Here is a 15052-nt window from a genome sequence, read left to right as displayed (position 1 = left end):
CGCCGGTTACTTCGTGAGGTACATCTGGTCCAGCACGGCGTCGCACTTGTTGCCCTGCTGGCAGGAGAGCTCGATCGTGTTGGTGCCCTTGGTCAGGTTGACGTTCGCCCAGGTCGTCTTCCAGCCCTGTTCCCAGTCGCCCTTGGGAGTGTTGCCGAAGTTCTTCATGTTCAGCGGCTGGGCGTTGGGCTTCCCGTTGACGGTCAGCGTCGCGTCGGCATCCACGCCGGGGATGCCGTAACGCACGTAGAGACGGTAGGTGCCGTCCTTCTGGATACCGTCCACGCTCCAGGTGACCTTGGCACCCACCTGGTTGAAACCGGCCACGTAGACGCCGCCGTCGGCCTTGGCGCCCTTGATGTCCGACGCGAGAGTGGCGCCGCCGTCCAGCCGCATCGCCTTGGCGTCGATCTTCGGCAGGTCTGCCTCGCTCGCGTCGCTCTCGCTCGCCGACGGGCTCGGCTCGGCGCTCTGGGACTGCCCCGGCGTCGCGCCGCCGGCCTGGTCGGTGGTGTCGCCCTTGTCCTTCTCGCCGCCCAGCATCGCCACGCCGATGCCGATCACGACCGCGGCGACCACCGCGATCGCGCCGATCAGCAGGCCCTTGGTGTTCGGGCCGCGGCCCCGGCCGCCCGCGGGCGCCTGCTGCTGCACGGTGGGCGCGCCGCCGGGGAAGGTCTCCGGGGCGGCGTAGTGGGCGCTGGGCTGGCCGTACGCCCCCTGCTGCTGCGGCATCTGCCCGTACGGAGCCGTCTGCTGCTGGCCGTACTGGCGCTGCCCGACCGTCCGCACGCGGTTGACCGCGTTCGGGTAGCCGTAGCCACCGGACGGCGGCTGGGCTCCGTTGGCCTGCCCGTCGGCGTAGAGATAGCCGAACGGGTCGTCGTCCTCGGGCGTGCTCGCGCCGTTGTTGCCGGGCGTCATCCCTTGGTCTCCTTAGGCAGGTGCGTGTGGATGCGGTAGGGGTGTGAGAGGGCGAGCCTACCCGCTCCAGGTGACCCAAACGGGTGACACAGACCGCATCAACTCGCTGACCTGGGTTTCATCCCGCGCGTCTGTGCTGTTTGGGACGAGATCGTTTCTCGACGTACATCCGTTCGTCGGCAGACTTCAACACTTCGTCCGCAGTCATGCCACAGTGTGCCCATCCGATGCCGAAGCTGGCGCCCACGCGGACGGCCCGTCCCTCGGCCCGGATGGGCTGGATGATCTCGTTGCGCAGCCGCACGGCGAGGTCCTGGGCGTCGGCCCGGCCGAGCCCGTCGGCGAGGATCACGAACTCGTCGCCGCCGAGCCGGGCCACGGTGTCGCCGTCGCGCACGCCGTTGCTGAGCCGGCGGGCGACCTCGATGAGGACGGCGTCGCCCGCGTTGTGCCCGAACCGGTCGTTGATCGACTTGAAGCCGTCGAGGTCGCAGAAGAGGACGGCGAGCCCCTTGGTGCCGTCGTCGCGGTCACCGGCGGGGGCGACGGTGTGCACATGGTGGTCGTAGGCGTCGTACGCCTCGGCGCCCGGCGGGAAGTCGAAGGCGTGGCCGATCGAGTCGAACGAGTCGAAGGCGGCGTGGCCGTAGGCCGCGTCCTGCGAGTCGGCCTCGGCGGGGTGCGGCGACGCGGGGCGCCGGCACAGCCGGGCAGAGAGCCGGGCGCGCAGCTCGGCGGAGTTCGGCAGGCCGGTGAGGGAGTCGTGGGAGGCGCGGTGGGCGAGCTGGAGCTCGCGGCGCTTGCGCTCCTCGATGTCCTCGACGTGGGTGAGCAGGAAGCGGGGCCCGTCGGCGGCGTCGGCGACGACGGAGTTGCGCAGGGACACCCACACGTAGCTGCCGTCGCGGCGGGCGAGCCGGAGCTCGGCCCGTCCGCCCTCGGCGGAGGTGCGCAGCAGCGTGCCGATGTCCTCGGGGTGGACGAGGTCGGAGAAGGAGTAGCGGCGCATCGCGGAGGCGGGACGGCCCAGCAGGCGGCACAGGGCGTCGTTGGTGCGCAGGATCCGGCCGTGCTGCTCGCCGCCCATCTCGGCGATGGCCATGCCGGAGGGGGCGTACTCGAAGGCCTGCCTGAAGCTTTCCTCGCTGGCGCGCAGCGCCTGCTGCTCGCGTTCCAGGCGGACCAGGGCGCGCTGCATGTTGGCGCGCAGCCGGGCGTTGCTGATGGCTATCGCGGCCTGGAAGGCGTACATCTGCAGCGCCTCGCGGCCCCACGCGCCGGGGCGCCGCCCGTTGCGCGGCCGGTCCACGGACAGCACGCCGACCAGCTCGCCGGAGGAGCCGCCGCCCTGCGGGCCCGGCGCGTACATCGGCGCGAAGAGGCGGTCGGCGGGGTGCCACTCGTCCTCGAAGCGGGGCGCCGGCCCGTCGGTGTACCACTGCGGGACGTCGTCGTCGTCGAGGACCCAGCCCTCGGTGTGCGGTATGAACACCAGGTCGCCCCACTGCTCGCCCATGCTCAGGCGGCGCTCCCAGGAGTCGCGGGAGCCGACGCGGCCGGTGATGAGGGCCTCGGCGGCGGGGTTGCCGGCGAGTGCGGCGACGACGAGGTCACCGTCGGGACGTACGAGGTTCACGCACGCCAGCTCGTACCCGAGGGCGTTGACCGCGCCGTCGGCGACCGTCTGCAGGGTGTCCGCCAGGCTGCGGGCCGTGTTCATGTCGGCCATGACCTGGTGCAGTTGTCGCAGGGACGCAAGACGGACGTAGGGTTCCGACTCGGTCTCCATGCTCGCCCTCCCCCCGAGACCTCGCAGTGAATCCAAGGGTTCTCTTCGGCGCTTCTTTCGGTCTGATGCCGTCGCACCTTCCCCGCCACTGAATCACAGCGCGCTGCTCACTCGGTACACAGGGTCAACAATTCCTGCCCCTTGTGACTCAAGTCACAGGCAAACATGAACAATTGAGTGGTGTTTCTGCGATTTCCCGATGCGTTTACTGAGCGCAAATTTGTGACGGTGTACGTCGGGAGTTCCGCCTGCTCCGACGTGAGTCCTAGGTCTCCGCTCGGACCGAGGTCCGATGCGGTGCGCACACACCGGAGACTAGCGTTTCGGGCGTGCCGAACACTCCCGCTGCCCCGTCCCCGATGATCCCTTCGCCCGCCGCCGGGCATGCTGAGGGGGTGAGCAACGACGAGTTCCGCGCCGCCATGTCCCGGCTGGCCGCCGGCGTGGTCCTGGTGACCGCGCAGGAGCCGCCGCTCGACCCGGACGACCCCGAGGCACCGGGCGGCGAGGACGTCGGCATGACGGCCACCGCGTTCATGTCGGTGTCCCTGGACCCGCCGCTGGTGCTGGTCAGCCTGCGCGAGGGCTCCCGCATGGACGAGCTGCTCGACGAGCAGCCCCTGTGGGCGGTCTCCGTCCTCTCCGAGAGCCAGCGGCACATCGCCGGCCGCTTCGCCATGAAGGGCCGGGTCAGTGACCGGCTGCTGTTCCAGGACATCCCGTACGCGCGCGGCGAGTACACCGGCGCCCCGCTGGTGCGCGGCGCCCTGGCGACCCTGGAGTGCCGCACCGAGCAGCGGGTGACGGCCGGGGACCACACACTGGTGATCGGCCGGGTGCTGACGGCCCGCGTGCCGAGTGCGGACGGCGGGCCGCTGACGTACTTCAGGGGCCGCTACCGGCAACTGGGCTGACCTGCGCGCCGCACACCCCTTCGCTCCCCGCCGATCACCCCGCCTACGCTGCCCGGGTGACGGCCAGGGCATCCCGCCTCGAAGAGATCACATCCGCGAATCTCGACGCCGCCCTCGCCGTCCGGGTCCGCCCGGCCAGGAACACGCGGTCGAGCCGGTCGTGAGGTCCCTCGCCGAGGCGTACGTCCGTCCCGGCGTCGCCTGGCCCGGCCTGATCGTCGACGGCGACCGCCCGGTCGGCTTCCTCATGGCCTTCTCCGACATCGACCGGCAGGGCGACGGCAGCGGCCCGTCCGCTCCGGACTGCGGCGGGGCCGCTGCGCCTCGAAGCTCCGGGCGAGGAACTGCGGGTCGGCCATCGGGTCGCCGGTCATCTTCCACACCCCTCGGCGCGGTCCGCCGTCGGTTGCCTGACGGAGGGCGGGGCGGGCATGCGACGGGGGCGTGCCGGTGACCGGGGACGGTGAGCTAGGTCCAGTTCCGCCCGGAGCGCCCGCGCTTGGTCTCCGCGCGCTGCTTCTTCTCCCGCAGCCGGCGTTCGTCGATGCCGCGGGGGACGCGGGTCGGCCTGCGCGGCCTGGGCGGGGGCGCGGTCGCCTCCGCGAGCAGCGCGGCCAGACGTACGGCTGCGGTCTCGCGGTTGCGCCACTGGGAGCGGTGCTCGGAGGCGCGGACCGTGACCACCCCGTCGGCCAGGCGTCCGGCCAGCCGTTCCAGCGCCCGTTGCTTCCACACCTCGGGCAGCGCCTCGGTCCGCGCGAGGTCGAAGCGCAGCTCGACCTGCGAGTCGGTGGTGTTGACGTGCTGCCCTCCGGGCCCCGACGACCGCGAGAACCGCCACAGGAGCTCGGCCTCGGGAAGGGAGACGGAGCCGCGGATGACATAGGGACCGGACATGCCGTACATGTTCCCGCCCGTGACCGGTCCACGTCATCCGAATATCCCCCTGCCTTCCCCGAATGCCCTCCGCGCGGCTCCGGCTCGGTAAAGAAAGTAAAGACACGGGAACCTTGTCCACCCCGCGCCGCGTTCCTTGGGGTAGCTGTAGCTTCGTGCCCGTACATCACGAGGGAAGGGACTCCCAACAATGGCTGTAAGCCTGTCCAAGGGTGGCAACGTCTCGCTCACCAAGGAGGCTCCGGGCCTGACCGCTGTCACCGTGGGCCTCGGCTGGGACGTCCGCACCACCACCGGCACGGACTTCGACCTCGACGCCTCCGCGATCGCGGTCAACCCGCAGGGCAAGGTCTACTCGGACGCCCACTTCGTCTTCTTCAACAACAAGCAGACCCCGGACAACACGATCGTCCACACCGGCGACAACCGCACCGGTGAGGGCGCCGGCGACGACGAGGCGATCAACGTCAACCTCGCCGCCCTCCCGGCCGACATCGACAAGGTCGTCTTCCCGGTCTCCATCTACGACGCCGAGAACCGCGGCCAGAACTTCGGCCAGGTCCGCAACGCCTACATCCGCATCATCAACCAGGCCGGCGGCACCGAGATCGCCCGCTACGACCTGTCGGAGGACGCGGCCACCGAGACCGCGATGGTCTTCGGCGAGCTGTACCGCAACGGCGCCGAGTGGAAGTTCCGCGCGGTCGGCCAGGGCTACGCCTCGGGTCTGGTGGGCATCGCCCAGGACTTCGGCGTGAACGTCTGACGGACGCGGCCACGCCGTCATCCGTCCCTGACGCCCCCGGTGCTGCGAAGCCCGGGGGCTTCGGCGTCCGGCGCGCCGGCGGGTGGCTACGGCCGCTCCGGCCGGCCCTCCCCGTACAGCCAGTCGGCCCAGACACGCGCGAAGTCCTTGTCGGGCGCCTGCTTCTCCACGTACGCCGTGAAGTCGTCGGTGTCCGCGGTGCCGTGCCGGTGAGCGTCCGCCCAGCCCCGGACGATGGCGCGGAAGACGGCGTCGCCGACCGTCTGGCGGATCTTGTGGAGGACCATCGCGCCACGCCAGTAGACGGGCGCGTCGGAGAGGTGCGCGGCGCCGGGCGGCCGCGCGGGCGGGAACGCCCAGACGGCCTCGGCGTCCTCGTCGGTGTCGAAGTGGTCGCCGGAGTACACGGCGTCGAAGGTCTCCTGCGCGGTGTCGCCGCCGTGGTCCTCCTGCCACAGCCACTCGGCGTACGTGGCGAATCCCTCGTTGAGCCACATGTCCCGCCAGGTCCTCGGCGTGACCGAGTCGCCGAACCACTGGTGGGCCAGTTCGTGGACGAGCGTGTCCAGCTCCGGGGCACCGGGGAAGAAGGGCCGGGTCTGGGTCTCCAGGGCGTATCCGGCGTCGTACGGGCGGTCGACGACGGCGCCGGCGGCGGAGAAGGGGTAGGGGCCGAAGGTGTCCTCGGCCCACCGCATGATCTCGGGGAACCGCGCGAGCACCGCCCGGCTCGCCTCCGCCTGGTCCGGGTCGACGGCCGTGTACACCACGGTGCCGTCGCCGCCGGTGGAGCGGGTGATCCGGTAGTGGCCGATCGCGACGGTGGCGAGGTAGCTCGCCATCGGCTCGGCGGCGCGCCAGGTGAAGGTCGTCCGGCCCCGCTCGGTGGTCTCGCCGGTCGGCTCCCCGTTGGAGACGGCCTGGAGGCCGGCGGGCACGGTGACGGCGATGTCGTACGTCGCCTTGTCGCGTGGGTGGTGGTTGCCGGGGAACCACGCCATCGACCCCGTCGGTTCGCCGAGCGCGACCGCGCCGTCCGCCGTGCGCAGCCAGCCCTCCACCGACCCGTCCGGGTCGGTGATCGTCTCCGGGGCTCCGGAGTAGTGGACGGTCACGCCGAACGCCCGGTCGGCGGCGAGCTCGTGGGGCGGCCGGACGGTGAGCTCCTGGCCGGCCCGGTGCCAGCGGGCGGTCCTCCCGTCGACGGTGACCCGCTCGACGCGCAGGCCCCTGAGGTCGAGGTTGAACGCGGACAGGTCCTGGGCCGCGCGTGCCCTGATCGTGGTGGTGCCGGTGAGGTGGTGCCCGCCCGGGTCGTAGGCCAGCTTCAGGCCGTAGTGGGTGACGTCGTAGCCGCCGTTGCCCGCCTTCGGGAAGTACGGATCGCGCACGCCGGAGCCGCCGGGGGTGCCGTGGACACCGCCGCCGCACGCGGCCAGCACGACGAGGGCGGCGGCGGTGACGAGCGGACGGTGAGGACGCACCCCGTGATCCTACGAACTCGCAGCCCGCAGGCGGGCCGGCGCCGCCGCCCCGGCCACGGGAACGGGGGCGGTCGGACCTGGCGGGACCGGCTCCCGGCGCCATGACACCATCACACCCGTGCTCGACATCGGTTACGCCCTCTCCAACCGCTTCCCCGACCCGCCGCAGACGGACTACCGCCGCGCGGACGTCCGCGCCCTGCGCCACGACCTGTTCTGCGGTGACGTGTACCTCGCCGACACCGAGTCGGACCGGGAGATCTCCACAGCCTGGGGATGGGTGCCGGTGCTCGACTTCGCGTGGGCGCTGTGCGACATCGTGGAACGCCTGGACCGGGACCCGGCCGGCTCCCGCGCCTCCCGCCCCCAGCGGGCCGAACTCGACTTCACCGAATCGACGGACCGGCTGCTCTTCGAGCGTCGCTTCGGCTGGGTCGACATCGCGTCCGACTGGATGCCCGCGGAGGAGCCCCCGCTGGCCTTCTCCCACGCCGAACTGCGCCGCGAGGCCCGGGACTTCCTGCACGACCTGGTCGCCGACCTGTGCGACCTGCACGAGGACCTGGCGGAGAACCCGGCGATCTGGACGCTCCAGGCCCGCTTCCCCAGGGTGCCCTGACCGCTCCCGTCACCCCGGTGGCTGGACCGTCGAGCCGGTCGCGGGGCCCGTACCCCACGACCGCCACGGCCGGTTGGTGGGGTGGGCGCGCGAATCGTGCGGCCCGCACTGGCAGGCGACCGGCGCGGACGGCCGACGCCAGGTGGTCCCGTCCCGCAGCCGGCGCGCGATCTCCAGCTGTTCCTCCTGCAGCGGCCTGCCGTCCTCGATCTCCCACAGGCAGTTCTGCAGGACCCGGCCGAGAGTCCAGGCGCGGGCCCGGGCGCGGTCCACGCTGAGGACATCGGTCATCGCGTCGAAGCGCCGACGGACCTCGTCGGCGTCGAACCGGTTGGCCAGGGCCGGAAGCAGCTCGAACCCGGGGTCGCCCGCCAGGGGCTTGGGGTCGATGGCGAGCCAGGGCGCGCGGTCGGCGGCGAGGACGTTGTCGTAGTGCAGGTCCCAGTGCAGGAGGCGGTCGCCGGGGGTGTCGACGACCTCGCGTACGGCGGCCGCGCAGTCGGCGAGCAGCCCCCGGGCCTCCGCGTCGGGCACGCGCTCCAGGGCCCGGGGCGTCCGCTCCAGCATGGCCCCGGCGATGTCACCGAGGTGGCGCAGGCCCTCGGGAGCGGGAAAGGACGTGAGGTGGGCCAGCAGCTCGGCGATGACCAGGACCGCCGCGCGGGAGTCCGGGAGACGGCTGAGCATGCGGGAGGCGTCGAGGCGCTCCAGCAGCATCGTGCCGGTGGCCTCGTCGTGGCCGAGGAGACGTACGGCACCGTCGCCGTCCCAGACGCGCAGCGCGACGGGCTCGCCCGCGCTCTCCTCGTCGGGGAGGTGCAGTTTGAGAACCGCCCGGGTGCCGTCCGCGCGGCGGACGACCGGCAGGACCAGGGCGGCCACGCCGGACATCGACGGGCCGTCGAGCCGCAGTTTCCAGCGGTCCAGGAACCCGGCCGCCAGAGCGGGCAGTCGCTCGACGAAGGCGCTCCCCGCCGCCCCGTTGTACTTCCGCTGTGCCGCCACCAGTTCCCGGGGTATGTCGATCACGTCCCGCACGCTACCGGCGGACGCTCACCGGGTGGGGCTGTGGACCGCCTGGGACCGTCTGCTGCCTGAAGAAGGCGGCCCCGTCCCTCCGCATCGCCCGTCGCGGAGCAGACGCCGAGCCCGCCGAGGTCCCTGCCCTCAGGCCACCGACTCGGGTACCGGCGCATCCGCCACAGTGCCGTGTCTCGGGGCCTTGGCCGTCACCATCAGGCCAGCGACCAGGGCGGCCAGCAGCATGATGCAGGCGGCCCACCAGAGGGCGACCGTGTAGCCGTGGACGACGCCCTCCCGCACGATGTCGGACCGCAGGCCCGGACCGGACGGACGGGCGGCGACGTAGGCCGCACCGCTCGCGGTCGCGATCGTGTTCAGCAGGGCCGTGCCGATGGAGCCGCCCACCTGCTGGGAGGTGTTGACGGTCGCCGAGGTCACGCCCGAGTCCTGCGGAGCGACCCCGGCGGTCGCGGTGGAGAACACCGGCATGAACGTCAGCCCCATGCCGAGGCCGATCAGGATCAGCGCGGGCAGGATCTCGGTGGCGTACGAGGAGCGCACGGTCATCCGCGTCAGGATCAGCATGCCGCTCGCCGCCAGCACCATGCCCGGGGCCAGCAGCATGCGCGGCGGCAGGCGGGGCAGCAGCCGCGCCGAGACCTGCGTGGAGCCGATGAGGATCGACGCGGTCAGCGGCAGGAAGGCCAGCCCGGTCCGCACCGGCGAGTACCCGAGGACGGCCTGCAGGTAGTACGTCATGAACAGGAACAGGCCGAACATGGCGAGGACCGCGAGCATCATGGTCAGGAAGCAGCCGGCGCGGTCGCGGTCCCGCAGGATGTGCAGCGGCAGCAGCGGCACGGCCGCCCGCGACTGCCACCACACGAACACCGTCAGCAGGGCGACGCCCACCGCGAACAGCGCCAGCACCAGCCCGTCGGACCAGCCCCGCGACTCGGCCTCGCTGAACCCGTAGACCAGTGCGACCAGACCACCGCAGCCCAGCACCACACCGGGCACGTCGAGACGGGCACCGGCATGGCGGGGCGGGTCGCGCAGCAGGGCGAGGGCACCGGCCACGGCGATGACCGCGATGGGCACGTTGACGAACAGGCACCAGCGCCAGTCGAGGTACTCGGTGAGCAGCCCGCCGACGATGAACCCCGTCGCCGACCCGCTGGCGGCCAGCACCCCGTAGATGCCGAAGGCCCGGCCGCGTTCCCTCGGATCGGTGAAGGCCGTGGTGAGCAGGGACAGGGCGGACGGCGCCAGCACGGCGGCGAAGACGCCTTGCAGGGCGCGGGCGCCGAAGAGCAGGCCCGGGGTGGTCGCGGCGCCACCGAGGGCCGAGGCGGCGGCGAAGCCGACGAGCCCGGTGACGAACGTCCGCTTGCGGCCCACCAGGTCCGCGATCCGGCCGCCCAGCAGGAGCAGACCGCCGAAGGCCAGCGTATAGGCGGTGATCACCCACTGCCGGTTGCCGTCCGTCATCCCCAGATCGCGCTGCGCGGACGGCAGCGCGATGTTCACGATGGTCGAGTCCAGCACGACCATCAGCTGGGCGAGTGCGATCACCACCAGACCCCACCAGCGGCGGGGGTCGGCGGGCACGGGATCCGCGGCCTCACCTGCCCAGACACTCATTTCGCCAGAAGACCATGAGCCCGGGCGTATCGCATGCGCGGTTCGCCCTTCCGGGTCATGGCTCCAGCACGACCTTCCCGATGGTCCTCCGCGTCTCCAGCGCCCGGTGCGCAGCGGCGGCCTGCGCCAGCGGGAACCGCTGCACGGCCGGGACGAGCCGCCCCGCGCCGGCCTCGGCGAGGGCACGCAGCTCCAGGGTCCGCACGGGGTCGGGCCCGCCGGCCTTCCCCAGCATCACCGGACCGAGCACCTCCTGCGAGACCCCCTCGACGAGGTACGGCCGCCCGTCGTGCAGGCCCTCGCCGGACCAGCCGAACACGATGTGCCGCCCGCCCGGCCCCAGCAGGGCGACGGCCTCCCGGGCCGCGGTGCCACCGACACCGTCGAAGACGACCGTGGCGCTCCGTCCGCCCAGGAAGGCACGCACCTTCCCCGGCCAGGAGGGGTCCTCGTAGTCCACGGCGAGATCGGCCCCGTTGGCCCGCACCCGCGCGGCCTTCTCCGGCCCGCCCGCGAGCCCGATCACCGTGGCACCGGCGTTCCCGGCGAACTGCACCAGCAGCGTGCCGATACCGCCGGCGGCGGCCGGTACGACCACCACGGAGCCGGGACCGAGCTCCGCGAACTGCACGATGCCCATCGCCGTACGGCCCGTACCGATCATCGCGACCGCTTGGGCGAAGTCCAGACGCTTCGGAACCTCGTGCAGACGGTCGACGTCCGTCACGGCGAGCTCGGCGTAACCGCCCGGCGCGAACCCGAGATGGGCGACGACACGCCTGCCGAGCCAGCCCTCCGGGACGCCGTCCCCCAGCGCCTCGACGACACCGGCGACCTCGCGGCCCGGGACGGTGGGCAGGACCGGCAGCTCGGGCAGCGGACCCCGCATGCCCTCACGCAGCGCCGTGTCCAGCAGATGGACACCCGCCGCCCGGACGGCGACCCGCACCTGCCCCGGTCCCGGCCGGGGGTCCTCCACCTCCGCGTAGGTGAGGTTCTCGGCCGGACCGAAAGCGTGCAGACGGATGGCGCGCATGGGATCCCCCGGTTCTTCACGACCGCTCTTCATGACCGCGGCCTTCACGGCTGTCTCGGGACCCCACTCTTCGACCTCAAGCATGCTTGAGGTCAAGCTCCTTCCGGCCGAGCGCCAACGACACCGCCGTCAGGGCACTGTTGAAGGACACTTCCGACAGCACCCCCGGAGCCGCGACCTGGTCCCCGGCGAGATACACACCGTCACCGCGATCCACGGCGGGCCGGTCACGCCAGCTCGTACCCGGCAGATCGACGGCGCCCGTACGCCCGTTCGCCACCGCCTCCCGCCGCCAGGTGACCCGCTCACGCCACCCCTCGAAGGCCAGGTCCAGCAACTCCTCCGCACGAGCGACACCGTCCGCCTTGGACTCCCGCGGGCCGATCGGGATCTGGCCCTGGATCAGCTGCTCGCCGGCCGGGGCGAGGGAACGGTCCCGAGCGGTGAACCGCTCCAGCCACCCGGGCGCGTCCAGATCCGACACGGCGAACGCGTCCCCGCGCCGGGCCCGCACCGCCAGGTCAACGAGCACCGTACGGCCGCTCGGCCACGTCAGGGAGTCGTCCCTCAGCAGACGGCGCGCGGCGTCCAGCGAAGTGGCGACCACGACCGGCGTGCCGGTGGGCAGCGTGTCCACACGCGACAGCGTCTCCATCCGGACACCCATGTTCCATGCCCGGGCCGCCATCCGGTCGACGACACCGCCCCATCCCCCACGCGGACAGTGCGCCTCGGGCGGCACCTTGGTCGCCCGCCGCAACCGCTCCTGCACGAAGGCGGCCGACAGCCCACCCGGATCGTGGTGGAACAGCGCCACGGCCGAGTAGTGAGCGGCGGCCCGGGCCCCCTCCTCACCCGCCACCCCCGACGCCCAGCTCAGGAAGTCCACGTCCACCGGCGCCTGTTGCGCGGTACGCCGCAGCAGCTTCAGCATCGAAAAGGGCGGGGTACGGCGCAGCGCGCCGCGATGGCGCAGCCGGAGCCGGGCCGCCTCCAGGGGAGGAATCGGCGCCGGCGGCCCGATCAGATCGCGCTGCCTGAGCCACGTCCAGTGCGGACCGCCGCTGTACAGGGCGTGCGGGCCCTCGTTCGTCCGGTACGGGCCCTCGGCGGTCCGCGCCCGGCCCCCCAAGGTGTGATGGGCCTCGTACACGGTGACCTTGGCGCCCGCCTCGGCAGCGGTGATGGCCGCGGTCAGTCCGGCGAAGCCGCCGCCGACGACGGTGATGCGGTGCATGACTGGGATCTCCCTCGGGGTCGGGATCGGGCTCGGAGGTCGCATCGGGTGCGATCCGCTCTCCGACTACGAGCCCCCGAGCCCTGCGGAATGTGACATCACCGACGTCGCCGCAGCTCAGACCGACTGTCAGTGGCAGGGCCCACCATGAAGACCATGAACGCCAAGGCGACCGGACCGACCCGCGGCCCGAAGCCCACACCCCTGAAGAGCGCACGCCGGCCGGACCTGCGACTGCCCCCACTGGAGCCGTACACGGCACAGGAACTCGACCCCGACGGCGACTACGACGGCCTGGAGTTCCGCGAGACGGACCTCAGCCGTCAGGACGGGGCGGGAGCCCGCTTCATGGACTGCGCCCTGACCGACTGCGTCCTGGACGAGACCCGGCTGCGCCACGCCCGCATCCTCGACTCGGCCCTCACCGGCCCCCGCGGCGTCGGCACCGACCTCGCCGAGGCCACCCTGCGCGACGTCGAACTGACCGACGCCCGCCTCGGCGGCACCCAGCTGCACGGCGCCGTACTGGAACGCGTCCTGGTCCGCGGCGGCAAGATCGACTACCTCAACCTGCGCACGGCCCGCCTCCGGGACGTCGTCTTCGAGTCCTGCCTCCTCGTCGAACCCGACTTCGGCGGCGCCCGCCTGGACCGGGTGCGGTTCGTGGACTGCACCCTGAAAGGCGCCGACCTCACCGCGGCCACCCTCAAGGACGTCGACCTGCGCGAAGCCGCGTCCCTGGACATCGCACGCGGCGTGGACCGACTGGCGGGCGCGGTGATCAGCCCGACCCAACTGCTGGACCTGGCACCGGTGTTGGCGGGGGCGATGGGGATCCGGGTGGAGGGGTGACCCCCGGCGGACACCTCCGCGGCAGGGAAAAGCCCAGGCCGGAAGGATCCGACCCGGGCTTTTTCGGAGCCCCCTGTCGGATTCGAACCGACGACCTACGCATTACAAGTGCGTTGCTCTGGCCAGCTGAGCTAAGGAGGCGCCGCGTACTACCACGCCGTACGCATGGGCGGCTCCACTGTACACAGACCTCGTTTCCCCGAGCCACGCTGTTTGCGCCCCGGCGGCGATCACCGACGTCGCCGGGTCAGTCCAGCTCGTAGTCGAAGCCGTACGCCACCGCATCCTCCCCGTGCCGAGCGGTGAACCCCCCGCTCCCCCGCAGCCCCGCCAGCTCCCCGCTGCCCGATCCCGCCACGACCTCGAACGTGCAGTGCACCGTGCCGTCGGCGTCGAAGTGGCCCCGTTCCTCCAGGGCGAAGCCTCCCTCGCGGCCGTCCAGGCGGCCGGTGATCAGTTCCATGCCGGTGTAGGTGCCGGTCTTCTCCGTCACGTAGACGATGGAGTACTCGCAGTGGGTGGCGGCGGCCTCGATGCCGCCGTGGAAGGTGTTGGTCACGGCGGCGTGGGCCAGGCGCGGGGCCGTGTCGGCCGGGCCGACCGGGTGCTCCTTCCAGTCGGCGAAGGTGAAGTGGCCCGTGGTCCGGGTGGTGGGCATGGATGTCCTCTCCGTCGGTCGTACGGCTCGGTCCGCCGTACGGGACGACCCTGACAGCCGTACCTGACATCTCCTGTCAGGTACGGCAGACGGGCCCGGGACAATGGCCGCCATGCGAGCCGACCGCCTCCTCTCCCTCCTGCTGCTTCTGCAGAACCGCGGCCGGATGACCGCCCCGGAGCTCGCCGCGGAGCTGGAGGTGTCGGTGCGGACGGTCTACCGGGACGTCGAGGCGCTGAGCGCCGCGGGCGTGCCGGTGTGTGCCGATCGGGGGCCGGACGGCGGATACCGCCTGGTCGACGGCTACCGGACCCGGCTGACGGGGCTCACGGACGCGGAGGCCGGTTCGCTGTTCCTGGCCGGGATGCCCGGTCCGGCGCGGGAGCTGGGGCTGGGGGCGGTGCTGGCGAGCGCGCAACTGAAGGTGCAGGCGGCGCTACCGGCCGACCTGGCCGAGCAGGCGCGGCGGGTCCAGGAGCGGTTCCATCTGGACGCGCCGGCGTGGTTCCGGGAGGCCGACCCGGTACCGTTCCTGGAGGCGGTGGCGCGGGCGGTGTGGGAGCGGCGGATGCTGCGCGTGCGCTACCGGCGGTGGCGCGGTGAGGTGCGGCGGGAGGTGCGCCCGCTGGGGCTCGTGCTGAAGGGGGGCGTCTGGTACCTGGTGGCGCAGGCGGAGGGAACGGCCGTACGGACGTACCGGGTGTCGCGGGTGCTGGAGGCGGCGGAGACCGGGGAGGTCTTCGAGCGTCCCGCCGGGTTCGATCTGGGGGCCTTCTGGGAGGAGTCCTCCCGACGACTGGAGGCCGCGGTGTGGCAGGGGACGGCCCGGTTGCGGATCTCGCCGCGTGCGCGGCGTCTGCTGCCGGCTCAGTTCGGTGCGGCGGGCGTGCGGGCCCTGCAGAGCGCGGGGCCGCCGGACGACGCGGGCTGGGTGGAGGTGGAGATGCCGGTGGAGGCGGAGGCGGTCGCGGTGAGCGATCTGCTCCGGCTGGGCACGGAGGCGGAGGTGCTCGGCCCGCCCGCTCTGCGGCGGGCCGTGGCCCGGGCGGTGGCGGTGCTGGCGGACCGTTACGGCCAGGACGCCCAGGTCCGGGAGACCGTCCCGTGAACGGCCGCTTCGAAAGTTTCCGCGAAATTCACAGGGCTCCGGGTACTGACAGACCAGGTGAACGCCGGGTACCGTCCTGAGCCAGTTCACCCCGTGGACTA

General features: G+C 72.4%; 13 protein-coding genes, 1 tRNA gene and 2 pseudogenes. 6 read left to right on the top strand and 10 right to left on the bottom strand.

From position 1 onward, the window contains the following. Window positions 1–6: 6 nt before the first annotated feature. Together ACFPZJ_RS21030 and cdgB are read right to left on the bottom strand one after the other, a co-directional pair. Entirely contained in the window at window positions 7–924 is a 918-nt protein-coding gene (locus ACFPZJ_RS21030; RefSeq protein WP_381023804.1) for a carbohydrate-binding protein, read from the bottom strand. Between the two features lie 118 nt (window positions 925–1042). Continuing rightward, window positions 1043–2713 carry a diguanylate cyclase CdgB gene (gene cdgB, locus ACFPZJ_RS21025; RefSeq protein ID WP_381023802.1) on the bottom strand — a complete coding sequence of 557 codons (1671 nt, stop codon included), beginning with the start codon at window positions 2711–2713 and terminating at the stop codon, window positions 1043–1045. A gap of 329 nt (window positions 2714–3042) precedes the next feature. On the opposite strand from cdgB, the gene ACFPZJ_RS21020 reads away from it, so the two are divergent. Together ACFPZJ_RS21020 and ACFPZJ_RS21015 are read left to right on the top strand one after the other, a co-directional pair. Continuing rightward, complete coding sequence (locus ACFPZJ_RS21020; protein ID WP_381023800.1) at window positions 3043–3627, top strand: flavin reductase; 585 nt, start codon at window positions 3043–3045, stop codon at window positions 3625–3627. A gap of 56 nt (window positions 3628–3683) precedes the next feature. Continuing rightward, a pseudogene (locus ACFPZJ_RS21015) lies at window positions 3684–3943 on the top strand (GNAT family N-acetyltransferase); the annotation flags it as partial. A 152-nt stretch (window positions 3944–4095) separates the two neighbouring features. On the opposite strand, the gene arfB reads toward ACFPZJ_RS21015, so the two are convergent. After that, a complete protein-coding gene (gene arfB, locus ACFPZJ_RS21010; RefSeq protein ID WP_381023797.1) occupies window positions 4096–4533 on the bottom strand; it encodes an alternative ribosome rescue aminoacyl-tRNA hydrolase ArfB in 438 nt (145 codons plus the stop codon). Window positions 4534–4714: 181 nt separating this feature from the next. On the opposite strand from arfB, the gene ACFPZJ_RS21005 reads away from it, so the two are divergent. Then, entirely contained in the window at window positions 4715–5290 is a 576-nt protein-coding gene (locus tag ACFPZJ_RS21005; RefSeq protein WP_381023795.1) for a TerD family protein, read from the top strand. 86 nt (window positions 5291–5376) lie between these two features. Here the strand turns inward: ACFPZJ_RS21005 and ACFPZJ_RS21000 are convergent, their stop codons facing one another. Then, window positions 5377–6774, bottom strand: coding sequence for a M1 family metallopeptidase (locus ACFPZJ_RS21000; RefSeq protein ID WP_381023791.1), 1398 nt, complete (start codon window positions 6772–6774; stop codon window positions 5377–5379). Between the two features lie 118 nt (window positions 6775–6892). On the opposite strand from ACFPZJ_RS21000, the gene ACFPZJ_RS20995 reads away from it, so the two are divergent. Beyond that, complete coding sequence (locus tag ACFPZJ_RS20995; protein ID WP_381023789.1) at window positions 6893–7393, top strand: hypothetical protein; 501 nt, start codon at window positions 6893–6895, stop codon at window positions 7391–7393. A gap of 153 nt (window positions 7394–7546) precedes the next feature. On the opposite strand, the pseudogene ACFPZJ_RS20990 reads toward ACFPZJ_RS20995, so the two are convergent. From ACFPZJ_RS20990 to ACFPZJ_RS20975, 4 genes and pseudogenes are all read right to left on the bottom strand, one after another. Beyond that, window positions 7547–8431, bottom strand: a pseudogene (locus ACFPZJ_RS20990) (aminoglycoside phosphotransferase family protein); the annotation flags it as partial. 129 nt (window positions 8432–8560) lie between these two features. Beyond that, window positions 8561–10060, bottom strand: a complete 1500-nt coding sequence (locus tag ACFPZJ_RS20985; RefSeq protein WP_381023786.1) for an MFS transporter — start codon at window positions 10058–10060, stop codon at window positions 8561–8563. A gap of 55 nt (window positions 10061–10115) precedes the next feature. Continuing rightward, the gene (locus tag ACFPZJ_RS20980; protein WP_381024630.1) at window positions 10116–11096 is read right to left on the bottom strand and encodes a zinc-binding dehydrogenase; all 981 of its coding nucleotides are present in this window, start codon (window positions 11094–11096) and stop codon (window positions 10116–10118) included. 76 nt (window positions 11097–11172) lie between these two features. Beyond that, a complete protein-coding gene (locus ACFPZJ_RS20975) occupies window positions 11173–12333 on the bottom strand; it encodes an NAD(P)-binding protein (RefSeq protein WP_381023784.1) in 1161 nt (386 codons plus the stop codon). 156 nt (window positions 12334–12489) lie between these two features. Here ACFPZJ_RS20975 and ACFPZJ_RS20970 point away from each other — a divergent pair, with 156 nt between their 5' ends. After that, a complete protein-coding gene (locus tag ACFPZJ_RS20970) occupies window positions 12490–13185 on the top strand; it encodes a pentapeptide repeat-containing protein (RefSeq protein WP_381023782.1) in 696 nt (231 codons plus the stop codon). A gap of 67 nt (window positions 13186–13252) precedes the next feature. On the opposite strand, the gene ACFPZJ_RS20965 is transcribed toward ACFPZJ_RS20970, so the two are convergent. Both ACFPZJ_RS20965 and ACFPZJ_RS20960 read right to left on the bottom strand, forming a co-directional pair. Next, a tRNA-Thr gene (locus ACFPZJ_RS20965) sits at window positions 13253–13326 on the bottom strand. Between the two features lie 106 nt (window positions 13327–13432). Beyond that, window positions 13433–13843: a DUF3224 domain-containing protein gene (locus ACFPZJ_RS20960; protein WP_381023779.1), complete on the bottom strand. Its 411-nt coding sequence runs from the start codon at window positions 13841–13843 to the stop codon at window positions 13433–13435. A gap of 112 nt (window positions 13844–13955) precedes the next feature. Here ACFPZJ_RS20960 and ACFPZJ_RS20955 point away from each other — a divergent pair, with 112 nt between their 5' ends. Next, entirely contained in the window at window positions 13956–14951 is a 996-nt protein-coding gene (locus ACFPZJ_RS20955; RefSeq protein WP_381023776.1) for a helix-turn-helix transcriptional regulator, read from the top strand. Window positions 14952–15052: the final 101 nt, after the last annotated feature.

Source organism: Streptomyces bullii, assembly GCF_042657145.1.
GTDB classification, from domain to species: domain Bacteria; phylum Actinomycetota; class Actinomycetes; order Streptomycetales; family Streptomycetaceae; genus Streptomyces; species Streptomyces bullii.
The sequence above is the reverse complement of the archived record's forward strand: the minus strand, read 5'-3'. Positions and strand labels throughout refer to the sequence as shown.

Coding starts and splice junctions, on each gene's coding strand:
- ACFPZJ_RS20960 (WP_381023779.1), bottom strand. CDS start 13,843: ATGCCCACCACCCGGACCACGGGCCACTTCACCTTCGCCGACTGGAAG.
- ACFPZJ_RS21030 (WP_381023804.1), bottom strand. CDS start 924: ATGACGCCCGGCAACAACGGCGCGAGCACGCCCGAGGACGACGACCCG.
- arfB (WP_381023797.1), bottom strand. CDS start 4,533: ATGTACGGCATGTCCGGTCCCTATGTCATCCGCGGCTCCGTCTCCCTT.
- cdgB (WP_381023802.1), bottom strand. CDS start 2,713: ATGGAGACCGAGTCGGAACCCTACGTCCGTCTTGCGTCCCTGCGACAA.
- ACFPZJ_RS20975 (WP_381023784.1), bottom strand. CDS start 12,333: ATGCACCGCATCACCGTCGTCGGCGGCGGCTTCGCCGGACTGACCGCG.
- ACFPZJ_RS21005 (WP_381023795.1), top strand. CDS start 4,715: ATGGCTGTAAGCCTGTCCAAGGGTGGCAACGTCTCGCTCACCAAGGAG.
- ACFPZJ_RS20955 (WP_381023776.1), top strand. CDS start 13,956: ATGCGAGCCGACCGCCTCCTCTCCCTCCTGCTGCTTCTGCAGAACCGC.
- ACFPZJ_RS20985 (WP_381023786.1), bottom strand. CDS start 10,060: ATGAGTGTCTGGGCAGGTGAGGCCGCGGATCCCGTGCCCGCCGACCCC.
- ACFPZJ_RS20980 (WP_381024630.1), bottom strand. CDS start 11,096: ATGCGCGCCATCCGTCTGCACGCTTTCGGTCCGGCCGAGAACCTCACC.
- ACFPZJ_RS20970 (WP_381023782.1), top strand. CDS start 12,490: ATGAACGCCAAGGCGACCGGACCGACCCGCGGCCCGAAGCCCACACCC.